We start from the raw sequence: 14,372 nt of genomic DNA, 5'->3' as shown, positions 1-14,372 counted from the left end.
GGACAAAACTGAAATTCGAATTCAACCATGAATAATCGAATTTCAGTGATGGAGGTGGTGATGAACAGTAAAATCATGTCGGTTCAATCTGCAAAAGATTTAGTACAACATGCACAAAATTTTCAAATGATGGCGCATGAAGCGCATACAGAAATTGATCAGGCGATTTTTAGACAGGGCATGTCCAATTTGGGTGCAGCCGTCAATGTGATTACCACAGATGGTGCAGCGGGTCAGGCAGGATTTACCGCTTCTGCAGTGTGTAGTGTCACCGATTCACCACCGACTTTATTGGTCTGTTTAAACCGTTCAGCGTCAGTATTTGAAACATTCAAAACCAATAAAGTGCTTTGTGTAAATACGCTCGCCTCGCATCAAACTGAATTATCGAATGTTTTTGGTGGAAAAACACCCATATCGGAACGATTCTTGCGTGGTAAATGGTCAACACTGATCACACAGGCACCGGTGTTAGAAGATGCACTGGTGTCGTTTGATTGTGAAGTGGTGCAAAGCATGTCGGTCGGCAGTCATGATGTACTGATCTGTCAGGTCAAAGCCATGAAACAAAATGAAGGTAGGAATGCATTGATGTATTTCAATCGTGCGTATTGCGAGCCACAACCCATGAACTAATCCAATATTCCTAATTGAGGGGAGGGGAAACCCATGCAAAAAAAAGAATCGTGGTTTCCAGAATTTAAGCCTTATCAAGGCAATTTAGATACAACACCAGTCCAAATGGATGAATATTTACCTGCGGGGAAAAGCATTGTTTTAGGGCTACAACATGCTTTTGCAATGTTTGGTGCAACGGTGCTTGCACCGTTATTGATGGGTTTCGATCCGAACTTGACCATTTTAATTACCGGGATCGGGACCATTTTATTTTTCCTGATTACTGGCGGGCGCATGCCGAGTTATTTGGGTTCCAGTTTTGCTTTTATTGGTGCAGTCGCCGCGGCAACTGGTTATGCCGGTGCAGGGTCTAATCCCAATATTGCCTTGGCGCTCGGCGGAACCATCGTTTGTGGTTTGATTTATGCCGGCATCGGTTTGATTGTCATGAAAACTGGCACCCGCTGGATTGAAAAACTGATGCCGCCGATTGTGACGGGCGCAATTGTAATGATTATTGGATTGAACCTTGCGCCAGTGACTATCAAAAGTGTATCTGCAAGTTCATTCGATACCTGGATGGCAGTGGTCACCATTATCTGTATTAGTGTAGTCGCGGTGTTTACCCGAGGGATGGTACGCCGTTTATTACTTTTACTTGGTATTGTTGCGGCCTATTTCATTTATTTCCTGATGACCAATGTCATGGGTTTTGGTACGCCGATTAATTTCAGCATCATTTCTGAAGCAGCCTGGATTGGTTTGCCAACTTTTCATAGTCCTGTTTTTAACGCCAATGCCATTTTATTAATTGCACCTGTGGCACTAATTTTAGTGGCTGAAAACCTGGGTCACTTTAAAGCGGTATCGGGCATGACCGGCAAGAACCTGGACCCGTATATGGGCCGTGCATTCTTTGCAGATGGTGTATGTACCTCAATGTCAGCATCGGTGGGTGGTACAGGTATGACCACTTATGCCGAAAATATTGGCGTGATGGCAGTCACTAAGGTCTATTCAACGACGGTATTTGTCATTGCCGGTGTGTTCGCGATTTTACTCGGCCTTTCACCTAAATTTGGTGCCGTGATCAGTACCATTCCAGTGGCATTATTGGGTGGTGCATCCATCATGGTGTTTGGCTTGATTACCGTGGCTGGCGCAAAAATCTGGATTGATAATAAAATAGATTTCACCAAAAACAGCACTTTAATTATTGCTGCGGTCAGCCTAATTATGGGTGCAGGTAACTTTAGCCTGAAAATTGGCATCTTTGATTTAGGCGGTATTGGTACTGCAACTTTAGCTGCAATTGCCCTGAACCTGTTTTTAAATCGTGGCGAAGACGCAACCAATTCAGTCGGTGAAAATACAGAAAGTTCAGTTATACCTGTGGTCAATCAATAGGAGTCTATTTTGAATCAGACAATTGCATTTATTGGACTCGGGGCAATGGGATGGCATATGGCTTCCCATCTTCCTAAACTTGGACATGAAGTTTGGGTGTGGAACAGAACCCAGTCCAAAGCAGATCATCATTCAATTAGCTTTCAAACCCAATCTGTAGATATAGAAAAAGCGGTACAGGCCGATTTTATTTTCTCTTGCCTGCCGACCAGTGCAGATGTAGAGCAATTGATTGCAGCACATCCACCCAAGCCAGGCAGTATCTGGATTGATTGCACCAGTGGTGTTCCACAATCGGCTCAAATCTTAAGCCAAGGTCTTAAGAAAATAGGTGTTGAATATCTGGATGCACCTGTTTCAGGTCAAACCATCGGTGCGAGAAAGGGCACTTTAACCGTCATGATTGGTGGCGATGCGAATGCCTTTGAAAAAGCCAAACCGATTATTGCGGCATTTTCAGGTTTGATTGAATATGTCGGGGAAAGTGGTTCAGGTTTTGCGGTAAAAGCCATTAATAATACCTTGATGGCCACCCATTTATGGGCTTTGGCAGAAGGCTTAACCGTGCTTAAATCCAAAGGGGTAGATTTGTCTGCTGCTTTAAATTGTATCAATCACTCCAGTGGCAAAAGCAGTATCTCTGAAAATATTATGGCGCAGCGGGTACTCAACCGCAGTTTTGATAAAACCTTTACTCTGGATTTATTACAGAAAGATATTGGCATTGCAGTCGATTTGATTCATGAAGAATCATTGAATCTTCCAAGTATGCATTTGATTCAGGAGCAATTTGCTTTAATTGAGAAGGAGTCTGCGCGTCAACTGGATTTTTCTGCCGCTGTACAGGGTTTGGAAAAAATCAGTCAAATCGAGTTGCGATAAATATATAGCTCGTCAGTTAAATTATTCATTAAAAACCCGGATTGCAAAGTCCGGGTTTTTGTTTGAAGCGTTTTTATAATGAAGTTTTTTAGTAGAACCATTTTATAAAATAGTTCAAGGAAAATTATAAGCACTGGCATATTGAGTCTGTTCGAAGCATTGGTTTTTCGATATTTGTTTTAAATTTAGTCAATTAAACCTATAATTTAAAAAGATAATATAAAGAATATTAAGGGTGTGTATGAAAGGGCAGATATTGGATTTTTCCATCCAGACCAATTCGGGAGTGATCAGTGCTGATGATCAAAACCGTTATCAGTTTTCTGGCGCGCACTGGCGTGGGCAAGTTCCACCTGCACGAGGTCAAAAAGTTGATTTTACCGTAGATGGAGCAGGTCAGGCCAATGACATTTATATCCTGAGTTCACCTTTAGTATTTCCAACTCAAGTTGGGGAGAAAAACAGGATTATTGCTGCAATCTTGGCATTTTTTCTTGGCGGCTTTGGTATTCATAAATTTTATTTGGGGCAAATTGGTTGGGGCATTGTTTATCTGATCTTCTGCTGGACCTTTATTCCAGCCTTGGTGGCTTTCATCGAGTTTATTATTTACTTGTGTACCTCAGATGAAGATTTTGCCCGTAAATATGGCTAAATTTTGATTGAATAAAAGGGCGATATCGCCCTTTTTTTGTTTGCTTTATTTAGCAGGTTGTCCCCATTGATTATTTTCCTGTTTTGTTTCACTTGCAAGCCAAAAAATTACAATTAGTCCAATAAGTGGAATAAGTGACAATAATAATAGCCATCCTGACTTACCGATGTCATGCATCCGTCGAACAGCTACGGCTAAAGAAGGGATAAATAACCCTAATGCCGTGATGCTATAAAATAATGCGGGATTATCGAATAATATTGAATCTATAATCGCTGCAATAAAGATGAGCAAAAACTGACAAAGTACAAAAAACCAATATTCTTTACGACGAGCACGACCTTTAAAGTTTGCATAATTTTTTAAGCCTTTAACAAACCAGTCAATCATGTTGAATTGTTCTTCAGCTTTATTCTGATCAGAAAGTTTATCTAATTGATTGGAAATATTTTGTACAGGGTTGCTGTGACCCAATGCGGTAAAGATTTGAATTGCACTACCTGCATTATCGACATCAAAATCCACACGATCGCCACGAGCAGGTGGGCGTTGTCCACGCCATTCTGCACCAGTAAAATTGTAGCGGTTTTGGTCATCTCCACTGATAATCCCAGTGTTGGTCTGGATTGAAAAATCCAAAATACTTCCTTTCATTTTAGCCTCTGTGATTTTATGGGTATTAAGTTATAAGTTTAGTGTTGTTATTCACTTTTATAATAGCAGAACAGTTTGAAATATAAACCAATTATTTATTCTTAAGTTGCTGTATTTCTATTGTTTTTTATAATATTTTTATCTTTTAATAAAAAATCCCGCTATATGAGCGGGATTTTTGAATCTTTAAATTACCAGCTTAACGCGCCACCCGTTTGGTAGTCGGTTACGCGAGTTTCAAAGAAGTTTTTCTCTTTACGTAAGTCCATCATTTCTGACATCCACTGGAATGGGTTATTCACACCAGCAAATTGTTCAGGCAAACCAAGTTGCGCTAAACGACGGTTTGCAATGAACTTCAAGTATTCTTCCATCATTGCAGCATTCATGCCGAGTACACCGCGTGGCATGGTGTCACGTGCGTATTCAATTTCAAGCATCGTACCTTCAAGAATCATTTGAATGATTTCTTCTTGGAATTCAGCTGTCCATAGACCCGGGTTTTCATTCTTGATTTGGTTAATCATGTCGATACCAAAGTTCAAGTGCATAGATTCATCACGCAGGATGTACTGGAATTGCTCGGCAACACCATTCATCTTGTTACGACGACCCATAGACAGGATTTGGCTGAAACCACAGTAGAAGAAGATACCTTCAAGTACACAGTAGAATGCGATCAGGTTGCGAAGCAAAATTTGGTCGTTTTCAGGTGTACCCGTTTTGAAAGTAGGATCACATAAAGATTGAGTATATTTCAAGCCCCAAGCTGCTTTACGTGCGACTGACGGTACTTCACGGTACATGTTGAAGACTTCGCCTTCGTCCATACCTAAAGATTCGATACAGTATTGGTAAGCGTGAGTATGAATCGCTTCTTCAAATGCTTGACGCAAGATGTACTGACGGCATTCAGGGTTGGTAATGTGACGGTAAATCGCCAATACCAGGTTGTTTGCAACCAATGAATCGGCAGTCGAGAAGAAACCAAGTGAACGCATAACAATCGTACGCTCATCTTCGGTCAAGCCATTTTCAGACTTCCAAAGTGCGATGTCATGGTTCATGTTTACTTCTTGCGGCATCCAGTGGTTTGCACAACCGTCAAGATACTTCTGCCAAGCCCACTCGTATTTGAACGGAACAAGCTGGTTCAAGTCAGCACGACAGTTGATCATAGCTTTATCGTCAACTTGTACGCGCTGTGCGCCCATTTCAAGCTCTTCCAAGCCTGGCGCAACATCAAGTGTTTCTAAGGCAGCAGATGCTCTTGCCAACGAATCGGCTGAATGTTTTGTTCGACCTTGACTGGTTCTAGCGGGTTGTGCAGCACCCAAATCCGACGCTGATGGTTGTGCATCAGATACCACTTGTGTATGAGTCGCTTTTTGCGGCTCGACGGGCGCAGACTTGAGTTCAGGTGCAGCCGGTTTTTGCGAATCATCTTCGAAATCGTCCCAACTTAGGATAGACATGGGATTCTCCTTAATTAAAAATCAGGTGAACCCCAGTGAAATAGAATAGAGATTATAAACCTCTCTCTATTTCAAAACCATTTAATGCGAACACTAAATGGTTAGGGGTTCTGCTATTCTTTTAGAATATTTAACAAATTTTGGTTTATCGGAAAAATCGCAAAGCGACCATCCAAACAAACACAATGCCTAAACTCATTCTTTAAAATAATTAGTATTACTTATTTTGCTTGCGCTGTTGTGCTCGAACCTTAACGAATGCATAGGTCAGAGGAACGTAAAAACAAACAATAAAGGAAATAACCAGAACCGCGAGTCCTAACATATAGTTATGGGTCATATGGAGCATGGTCTTTTCCTTTTACTTGTAATAATTAGTTTTATCTATGGGGCGGAACAAAAGCCTCATTAAGAGGCTGATATTCCGGAGATTGGAATAATTAAGATTTAATTACTGCAATCAAAGCTGTTAATGCGATTACAAAAATAATCACTAGCCCCATAGATGAGTTTTCCATTACTGACAAGCCTCACAATCAGGATTGTCAATTGAACATGCTAATGGCACTGGAGCTGCTTGAGCAAAATCTTCTTCCGCTACTGCTTCAGGTTTTTTCACTGCTTCAACCACAGGTGCGCTAGTGATAACAGCAGGGCCCATGTTTGATTTTACTGCGTTCAATGCACCAGTGTTAATGGTCGATTTCTCTGTAGAAGTCGCACCCAATGCACGAAGGTAATAAGTGGTTTTAAGACCACGTAACCAAGCCATTTTGTAGGTCATATCCAGTTTCTTACCGTTTGCACCAGCGATGTAAAGGTTAAGAGACTGTGCCTGATCGATCCATTTTTGACGACGTGATGCAGCATCCACAATCCAGCGTGGCTCAACTTCAAACGCAGTCGCGAAGATGGCTTTAAGCTCTTCAGGAATACGCGAAATCTTCTGAACAGAACCTTCAAAGTGTTTAAGGTCGTTCACCATCACTGAATCCCAAAGACCGCGATCTTTTAACGCACGTACCAGGTACGGGTTGATCACTGTGAATTCACCAGAAAGGTTAGATTTCACATAAAGGTTTTGGAAAGTCGGTTCAATAGACTGAGAAACACCACAAATGTTCGAGATGGTTGCAGTCGGAGCAATCGCCATCACGTTCGAGTTACGCATACCGTCTTTTTGAACTTTGCTACGTAAAGTATCCCAATCCAGACGAGTGGTACGGTCAACTTCGAACATGCGTTCTGGACGTGATTTTGCAACGATATCTAAAGAGTCAATTGGCAAGATGCCTTGATCCCAAAGTGATCCTTTAAATGTTTCGTACGTACCACGTTCAACAGCCAAATCGCTTGAAGTTGAAATCGCGTAGTAGCTGATCACTTCCATAGATTCATCGGCAAAATCAACTGCAGCATCAGAACCGTAGGCCAAGTTCATTTCGTATAAAGCATCCTGGAAGCCCATGATGCCCATACCCACTGGACGATGCTTCATGTTTGAAGTGCGTGCTTGTGGTACAGCGTAGTAGTTGATATCAATCACGTTGTCTAGCATACGAACAGCAGTTTTTACTGTACGCGCCAATTTTTCGCGATCTAACACACCGCCTTGAACGTGTTGTACAAGGTTGATTGAACCCAGGTTACATACCGCGATTTCATCTTCACTGGTGTTCAAAGTAATTTCTGTACACAAGTTAGATGAATGCACTACGCCCACGTGTTGTTGTGGTGAACGCAAGTTACATACGTCTTTGAATGTGATCCAAGGATGACCAGTTTCAAACAACATAGACAGCATTTTGCGCCACAAATCTTTTGCACGAATAACTTTGTGCAACATGTTTGTTTCTTTGGCAATGCCTTCGTAGTAAGCATAACGTTCAGCGAATTCTGCACCCATTAAATCATGTAGGTCAGGCGTTTCAGACGGTGTGAACAATGTCCAGTCGCCATCTTCAAATACACGTTGCATGAACAGGTCTGGAACCCAGTTTGCAGTGTTCATGTCGTGTGTACGGCGACGGTCATCACCAGTATTTTTACGAAGCTCTAGGAATTCTTCGATGTCCAAGTGCCAAGTTTCAAGGTACGCACAAACTGCACCTTTACGTTTACCACCTTGGTTTACCGCTACTGCAGTATCGTTGGCAACTTTAAGGAACGGAACAACACCTTGTGATTTACCGTTTGTCCCTTTGATGTATGAGTTCAAGGCACGAACTGGCGTCCAGTCATTGCCTAAACCGCCTGCCCATTTAGACAACATTGCGTTATCACGCATTGCGCCATAAATGTTATACAGGTCATCACCAATGGTGGTTAAGTAACAGCTAGATAACTGTGGACGCAAAGTACCTGAGTTAAATAGGGTCGGTGTTGAAGCCATGTAATCGAAGCTAGACAACAAGTTGTAGAACTCGATGGCACGATCTTCACGGTTTTCTTCATTTAACGACAGACCCATTGAAACGCGCATGAAGAACAATTGCGGTAATTCAAAACGGATGCCATTTGAATGAATGAAGTAACGGTCAAATAATGTTTGCAGACCTAAGTATGTGAACTGGTTTGAGCGTTCTGGTTGAATCGCTGCTGCCAGTTTCGCAAGGTCAAAGTTAAGCAGTTCCGGAGAGATAAGTTCAAGCTCGATACCTTTCTTAAGGAAAGTTTCTAAAGCATCACCTTCGTTGGTGTCTGTAGCTAAGCCTAAGAACTCTAAACCGGTAGCAACCAGATTGTCACGAAGTAAACGTGCAGTCACATAAGTATAGTTAGGTTCTTGTTCAATACGGGTACGGGTCGCCATCATCATTGTTGTTGAGATGTCAGACTCTTTTACGCCGTTATACAAGTTTTTGATGGTTTCATCGACGATCGCTTGAACATCAATACCTTCTAAACCTTCAGCCGCTTTTTCTACATGTGCCTGTAGCGCGCCTAAGTCAAGGGGTTTAAGCTGACCATTGGCACCCGTTACTTGTAAAGTCGGGTGATGGTGTGCGCCGAGTTGTTTACGCGCATCAGCACGTTGGTCGCGGTAGATGACATACGCGCGTGCAACTTTCTGTTCACCGGTACGCATAAGCGCAAGTTCAACTTGGTCTTGAATTTCTTCAATGTGAATCGTGCCACCTGACGGTAAACGACGGTTAAAAGTATTCATTACCATTTCAGTAAGTTGTTCTATACGGTCATGAATACGGCTTGAATCAGCGCTTTGTTGACCTTCTACAGCCAGAAAAGCTTTACCTATCGCGACAGAGATTTTCTCTGCATCAAAAGTAGCAACATCACCGGTGCGTTTAATCACCTGAAGTTGACCAGGAATTGAAGTGATTACGCTCATGTTGGCATAGCTCCATTGTCATCTATTGTTATGTGTGTGGACCATTTGAACTGGACGAAATTTCATCTCAGTGTTTGAGGAGTAAACACAAGAACTAGTGGTTTAAAATCGAATTGAACACAAGATACGGGAAAAATGAGCTTAGATCAATATTGACATTTTAGTAAAAATTTTTCTATTTCTTCGCAATATCTCATTGCAAAAAGATCTCTATTTTTATGTTTCTTGTATAAGCCTTATTGGACAGGGCTCTAGCATAACAAAGCTGGGATTAAGTGCTTATAGATAACATTGTGGATAAGTTGAAAGAATGCGATTAATTAGTCATATTCTGAACAAAATGGCAAAATGTATATAAATTCATCATTTTGTAACAAGATATATCAATTAAATGGTGGAAATATGCATTAAATTTTAAAAGTTCAATCAATTCAACAGTTAATAAAAATATAACAAAAAACTACTTTGATGTAGCAGTTTGGTGAATGCCATCTTGTTTACAATGTAAACGTGTGTATATTGCTGTGTATATTGAAGCGTATCCGCAGGATTTTTAAGGATACCTTAATCCATATAAAGGGGCATTTTATGAGCCAAGAAGAAAAGTTACCTAAAATTTTAATTGTTGAAGACGATGAACGTCTTGCACGTTTGACTCAAGAATACCTGATTCGTAATGGATTAGAAGTTGGGGTAGAACCTGACGGTAATCGCGCAATCCGTCGTATTATTGCTGAACAGCCCGACTTGGTTGTACTGGATGTAATGCTGCCAGGTGCTGATGGTTTAACCATTTGTCGTGAAGTTCGTCCACATTATCATCAACCGATTTTGATGTTGACTGCACGTACCGAAGATATGGACCAGGTTTTGGGTCTGGAAATGGGGGCAGATGACTATGTGGCTAAACCTGTTCAGCCACGTGTTCTTTTAGCGCGTATTCGTGCATTACTCCGCCGTACCGACAAAGCACCAGAAGACGAAGTTGCGCAGCGCATCGAATTTGATGACCTTGTGATTGACAACGGTGGTCGTTCGGTGACTTTAAATGGTGAGTTGGTTGACTTTACCAGTGCTGAATATGACCTGTTGTGGTTGTTGGCTTCAAATGCCGGTCGCATCCTATCTCGCGAAGATATTTTTGAACGTCTGCGCGGTATTGAATACGATGGTCAAGACCGTTCAATCGACGTGCGTATTTCACGTATTCGTCCAAAAATCGGTGATGATCCTGAAAATCCAAAACGTATTAAAACAGTCCGTAGTAAAGGTTATTTATTCGTTAAAGAAACCAACGGTCTTTAATAGGTTGCACCTAATTCTTATAGGACATCGTCTTGTTTAAACATAGTATATTCTTGCGTATCTATGCGGGGTTAGTGATTTTAGTCGCCTTGGTAGCGGTGTTTGGCTACCTGTTGGTACAGATTATTAATTACCAGCGTGCGCAGGAATATCGTGAATCCTTAACCGATGGTGTGTCCTATATTATTAGCGAGGGCATTGCACGGCAGCCGAATGAACAGCAGAAAAAAGACTGGATTTCTGATGCCTCGGATTTGCTGGAGCTGCCCATTTATTATGTAGATTCAAATAAAGTCGATTTATCGCGTAGCGAGCAAAGACGAATTAACAATCGCAAGGCTGCGGTTCGTTATGACGCACAAAACTCGATTGCTTATGTGATTATTGGCTTGAAGAATGATCCAAAGCATTTGCTTTATATAAAAGTCGATAAAATTGGGGAGCGCCAAATGAAAGCGTTACCCATTTTTATTCTGGATTATCTGGTCTATTACCCAGGTCAAGAAAAAGAATATCTGGCAAAAATTCAATCGAATTTTTCCTATCCCATTCAGATTGAAAAAGTTCAAAACCTGCCGCTCGACTCAGAGCAGATTGGTCGACTTCGCTTAGACCACAGTATTATTTTATACCGTGACAGTGCATCGGTTCGTGGAACGACCATTTCAATTGTTTCACCTATGCCAAGTTCACCGTCTGAAGTGCTGGTTCTTGGTCCTGTACCGTTATTTAACTGGATGCCTTTTCAGCTAGCAGCCGGAATTACCTTGCTCAGCTTGTTTGTTTTGAGTCTGGGGGTGTATGGTTTGCTTGTACCTATGCAGCGTCGCTTGCGTGAAGTCAATTATGCCTTGCACCGCATGAAGTCCGGCGATATGACCTTGCGTTTACCGGTTGATGGTACCGATGAAATGGCAAGTCTGGCGACCAATTACAACAGTATGTCCGATCACATTCAGCGCTTGATTGAAGCGCAACGTGAACTGATGCGTGCGGTTTCGCATGAACTGCGCACACCTGTGGCACGGATCCGCTTTGGTATGGAAATGCTCGCGGATGAAGATGACTACGAATACCGCTTACAGCAGGTCGAGCAGATTGATAAAGATATTGAAGCGCTGAATACCCTGATTGATGAAATCATGACTTATGCAAAACTCGAGCAGGGTACACCGTCCTTAGATTTTGAAAAACTTGTCTTGTTTGAAGTGCTGGATCAAGTTGTTGTTGAAACTGAAGCGCTCAAGACCCAGAAAGAAATTGAACTGAAAGCGCCACCTCTTACTATTGTGGTGGATGCCGAGCGTCGTTACTTGCACCGTGTTGTACAGAATTTGGTGGGAAATGCGGTGCGCTACTGTGATCATAAAGTAATTGTGAGCGGCGGGATCAATGACGAAGGTCTGGCTTATGTGCAAGTGGAAGATGATGGTGCGGGTATTCCCGAAGAAGAACGCAAGCGTATCTTTGAAGCTTTTGCCCGTTTAGATGATAGCCGTACCCGTGCTTCTGGTGGCTATGGTTTGGGCTTGTCTATTGTAAGTCGTATTGCTTACTGGTTTGGCGGTAACATTGATGTCGATAAAAGCCCGAGTTTGGGCGGGGCGCGTTTTACCATGACCTGGCCTGTAGAAAGATTTAATAAATCTGGCAAAAAAACTGGTCTAACTAAAGACAGCATAGAATTTTAAGTCATGTAAAAATGTAAAAAAGCACCGGATTCGGTGCTTTTTTTATGGCTTATTCGTGAAGCGTGGCATCGGGTTCAATAATGGTTTTGCCTTGTCTTAAGCTTTCTAAGGCTTCGGTATTGAAATCCAGCAGCAAAGCATTGTTTTTAGGATCAATCGCATAATGGCTAATCAGCTTTTGGTCACCGTTCAGTGTTTCAACTTTATATTGATCTGCGATGTTTAAAATAGCATCCAGATTGGTGGTTGCAGAAGCAAAGTCTTGGCGGAAAAGCTCATAAATATCACGAAGGTCGAAAATGGCATTCTGGGCATCCGGATGTTTTTCAATATATCCTTCCACATGACGCACGAGGAGCTGTGCAAAGAAAAAATATTCAGATTCGTGTTTGTATTCTAAGCCCATGTGTTTGTTCCTTATTTTTTGTCCTACGGATACAGATAGGAATAGCATAAATAGGCAGACAGATCATCCCGAGATGCATCAGAGTTGCAAAAAGACACACAAAATATGTACTCTGAAGTCCTATTAATCGTTTTATATAGATATTAAGGATTTAAAAAAACATCCACTAAAAAGAGTGCTCATATGGATCATCGCATTGCTAAAAGCGCTGATCTTTAGGGGAGAAATAAAACAACAATGATTTACGCTAATGATTTGATTTACGTTAGTGGTTTAGATATGGAAGTGTGAGCTGGAAGGACATTGTGCCCAAGTTTGATCGTATTGCGCCGAGTGTAGATGTGCTTGAATAAATAGATAACACTGAAATTTGGATTTATTCGGGGAAAAAATGGACCTGGATTTCATAAATTTGAAAAAAATAATCAATTTTCTTTTTTTGATTTAATAAAGCGATTGCTAGATAAACAATAGGGCTTAAGCTTTGAAAAAAAGGCAAAATGACTAAAAAATCATCCAAAAGACTAAGGCTTATAAGCTAGCAAGTGAAATCATAAATCAGGTACAATTGGCGGGATTAATTTTGTGTTTGGTGTATTTGAAGGCCAATACATACATTCTTTGTTAATAAATTAGGCCTGCCAGGAGTTATCCCCGCATGAGTGCCATTACTCCATACGATTGGGCAATTATTGCCTTCGTGATCGGCGTTACATTTCTTTGCGTCTTTATGCTCACAGTTCCTTTACTCCTTGGGGGTAAGTCATGGGGCCGTGCGAAGCAAGAGCAATTTGAGTCAGGTGTGGTAGGTGCTGGTGGAGCACGCATCCGCTTGTCTGCTAAGTTCTACCTGGTTGCGATTTTCTTTGTAGTATTTGACTTGGAAGCACTTTATCTCTACGCATGGGCTACATCTGTTCGTGAGGTAGGTTGGTTCGGTTTTACCACTGTTGTAATTTTTGTAGTCGATTTATTGATTGCGTTGATTTATGCAGTGAAAGTAGGGGCGTTGAATTGGTCTCCTATTGATCGTCGCAAATCAGCAGCTATGGCATCAAAAATGGGTTCAGCAAATATGGACCTTGCAGAAATTACTCGCTTTAACTCTATCGAAGAGTTGGTTATGGACCCTACAGGTCAAATTCCAGCTCAATCTTCTGGTCGTGTGAAAGCTAAAACACCGGCTACATCATCTATTAAGGAGTAACTCGGGATGAAATATACATTAACCCGTGCGAATCCGGATGCTGATCAATATCCACTTCAGGAGCGCCAGATCGTTACCGATCCGCTTGAAGAAGAAGTGAATAAAAATGTATTCATGACTCGTTTAGAGGACGTGATGCATACAGCTGTAAACTGGGGTCGTAAAAACTCTGTCTGGCCTTTTAACTTTGGTACATCATGCTGTTACGTAGAGTATGCAACCACCTTAACCGGTGTGCATGACATGTCGCGTTTCGGTGCCGAAGTTATTCGTGCTTCACCGCGTCAGGCGGATTTAATGATTGTCGCAGGGACCTGCTTTGTAAAAATGGCACCTGTAATCCAGCGTTTATATGAGCAAATGTTAGAGCCTAAATGGGTGATTTCAATGGGCGCTTGTGCAAACTCTGGTGGTATGTACGATATTTATTCAGTTGTACAAGGTGTGGATAAAATCATTCCTGTCGATGTGTACGTCCCAGGTTGCCCGCCACGCCCTGAAGCATTATTACAAGCCTTGATGCTGTTACAAGACCAAATTCAACTAGAGCGTCGTCCACTTTCAGCGGTAATTGGTGATGATCTTCAGCCAGTGTATAAGCCAAAGATGCAGCCAGAACGTGACCGTAAGAATGCTGAACGTATTGCAGTGAAAAACTTACGCTCTATGGATGAAATTGAATAATTTTAACGATGAAATATTGATGCACCCGGTCTGGGT

Annotated in this window: 13 protein-coding genes; 8 read left to right on the top strand and 5 right to left on the bottom strand. The window is 41.8% G+C overall.

What is annotated here, in order from left to right:
• Positions 1 to 126: 126 nt before the first annotated feature.
• The 4 genes from rutF to E0H81_RS04340 all read left to right on the top strand — a co-directional run bounded on the left by rutF (position 127) and on the right by E0H81_RS04340 (position 3,562).
• Positions 127 to 636: an NADH-dependent FMN reductase RutF gene (rutF, locus tag E0H81_RS04355; RefSeq protein WP_378235546.1), complete on the top strand. Its 510-nt coding sequence runs from the start codon at positions 127 to 129 to the stop codon at positions 634 to 636.
• Positions 637 to 669: 33 nt separating this feature from the next.
• Positions 670 to 2,025, top strand: coding sequence for a pyrimidine utilization transport protein G (rutG, locus tag E0H81_RS04350; RefSeq protein WP_131316819.1), 1,356 nt, complete (start codon positions 670 to 672; stop codon positions 2,023 to 2,025).
• Between the two features lie 9 nt (positions 2,026 to 2,034).
• The gene (locus tag E0H81_RS04345; RefSeq protein ID WP_131316818.1) at positions 2,035 to 2,907 is read left to right on the top strand and encodes an NAD(P)-dependent oxidoreductase; all 873 of its coding nucleotides are present in this window, start codon (positions 2,035 to 2,037) and stop codon (positions 2,905 to 2,907) included.
• Between the two features lie 241 nt (positions 2,908 to 3,148).
• The gene (locus E0H81_RS04340) at positions 3,149 to 3,562 is read left to right on the top strand and encodes a TM2 domain-containing protein (RefSeq protein ID WP_131316816.1); all 414 of its coding nucleotides are present in this window, start codon (positions 3,149 to 3,151) and stop codon (positions 3,560 to 3,562) included.
• A gap of 45 nt (positions 3,563 to 3,607) precedes the next feature.
• On the opposite strand, the gene E0H81_RS04335 is transcribed toward E0H81_RS04340, so the two are convergent.
• The 4 genes from E0H81_RS04335 to E0H81_RS04325 all read right to left on the bottom strand — a co-directional run bounded on the left by E0H81_RS04335 (position 3,608) and on the right by E0H81_RS04325 (position 9,043).
• A complete protein-coding gene (locus E0H81_RS04335; RefSeq protein ID WP_131316814.1) occupies positions 3,608 to 4,216 on the bottom strand; it encodes a DUF805 domain-containing protein in 609 nt (202 codons plus the stop codon).
• A 191-nt stretch (positions 4,217 to 4,407) separates the two neighbouring features.
• Positions 4,408 to 5,691, bottom strand: a complete 1,284-nt coding sequence (locus E0H81_RS04330; RefSeq protein WP_131316812.1) for a ribonucleotide-diphosphate reductase subunit beta — start codon at positions 5,689 to 5,691, stop codon at positions 4,408 to 4,410.
• Between the two features lie 217 nt (positions 5,692 to 5,908).
• Positions 5,909 to 6,040 carry a preprotein translocase subunit YajC gene (locus E0H81_RS16105; protein WP_228139769.1) on the bottom strand — a complete coding sequence of 44 codons (132 nt, stop codon included), beginning with the start codon at positions 6,038 to 6,040 and terminating at the stop codon, positions 5,909 to 5,911.
• A 168-nt stretch (positions 6,041 to 6,208) separates the two neighbouring features.
• Positions 6,209 to 9,043 (bottom strand): ribonucleoside-diphosphate reductase subunit alpha, encoded by a 2,835-nt coding sequence (locus E0H81_RS04325; protein WP_131316810.1) that lies wholly within the window; start codon positions 9,041 to 9,043, stop codon positions 6,209 to 6,211.
• Positions 9,044 to 9,631: 588 nt separating this feature from the next.
• Here E0H81_RS04325 and bfmR point away from each other — a divergent pair.
• Complete coding sequence (bfmR, locus tag E0H81_RS04320; RefSeq protein ID WP_067726452.1) at positions 9,632 to 10,348, top strand: response regulator transcription factor BfmR; 717 nt, start codon at positions 9,632 to 9,634, stop codon at positions 10,346 to 10,348.
• 32 nt (positions 10,349 to 10,380) lie between these two features.
• On the top strand, positions 10,381 to 12,039 hold the full coding sequence (gene bfmS / locus E0H81_RS04315; RefSeq protein WP_131316807.1) for a sensor histidine kinase BfmS: 1,659 nt from the start codon (positions 10,381 to 10,383) through the stop codon (positions 12,037 to 12,039).
• Between the two features lie 49 nt (positions 12,040 to 12,088).
• Here bfmS and E0H81_RS04310 read toward each other — a convergent pair whose 3' ends face one another.
• A complete protein-coding gene (locus tag E0H81_RS04310) occupies positions 12,089 to 12,445 on the bottom strand; it encodes a hypothetical protein (RefSeq protein WP_131268681.1) in 357 nt (118 codons plus the stop codon).
• 658 nt (positions 12,446 to 13,103) lie between these two features.
• On the opposite strand from E0H81_RS04310, the gene ndhC reads away from it, so the two are divergent.
• Both ndhC and E0H81_RS04300 read left to right on the top strand, forming a co-directional pair.
• Positions 13,104 to 13,652, top strand: coding sequence for an NADH-quinone oxidoreductase subunit A (gene ndhC, locus E0H81_RS04305; RefSeq protein ID WP_131316805.1), 549 nt, complete (start codon positions 13,104 to 13,106; stop codon positions 13,650 to 13,652).
• Positions 13,653 to 13,658: 6 nt separating this feature from the next.
• Positions 13,659 to 14,336, top strand: a complete 678-nt coding sequence (locus tag E0H81_RS04300) for a NuoB/complex I 20 kDa subunit family protein (protein WP_131268677.1) — start codon at positions 13,659 to 13,661, stop codon at positions 14,334 to 14,336.
• Positions 14,337 to 14,372 lie beyond the last annotated feature (36 nt).

This window comes from Acinetobacter terrestris (assembly GCF_004331155.1).
GTDB lineage: Bacteria > Pseudomonadota > Gammaproteobacteria > Pseudomonadales > Moraxellaceae > Acinetobacter > Acinetobacter terrestris.
Note: the sequence above shows the minus strand (reverse complement) of the source record. Positions and strands in the feature narration are given on the sequence as shown.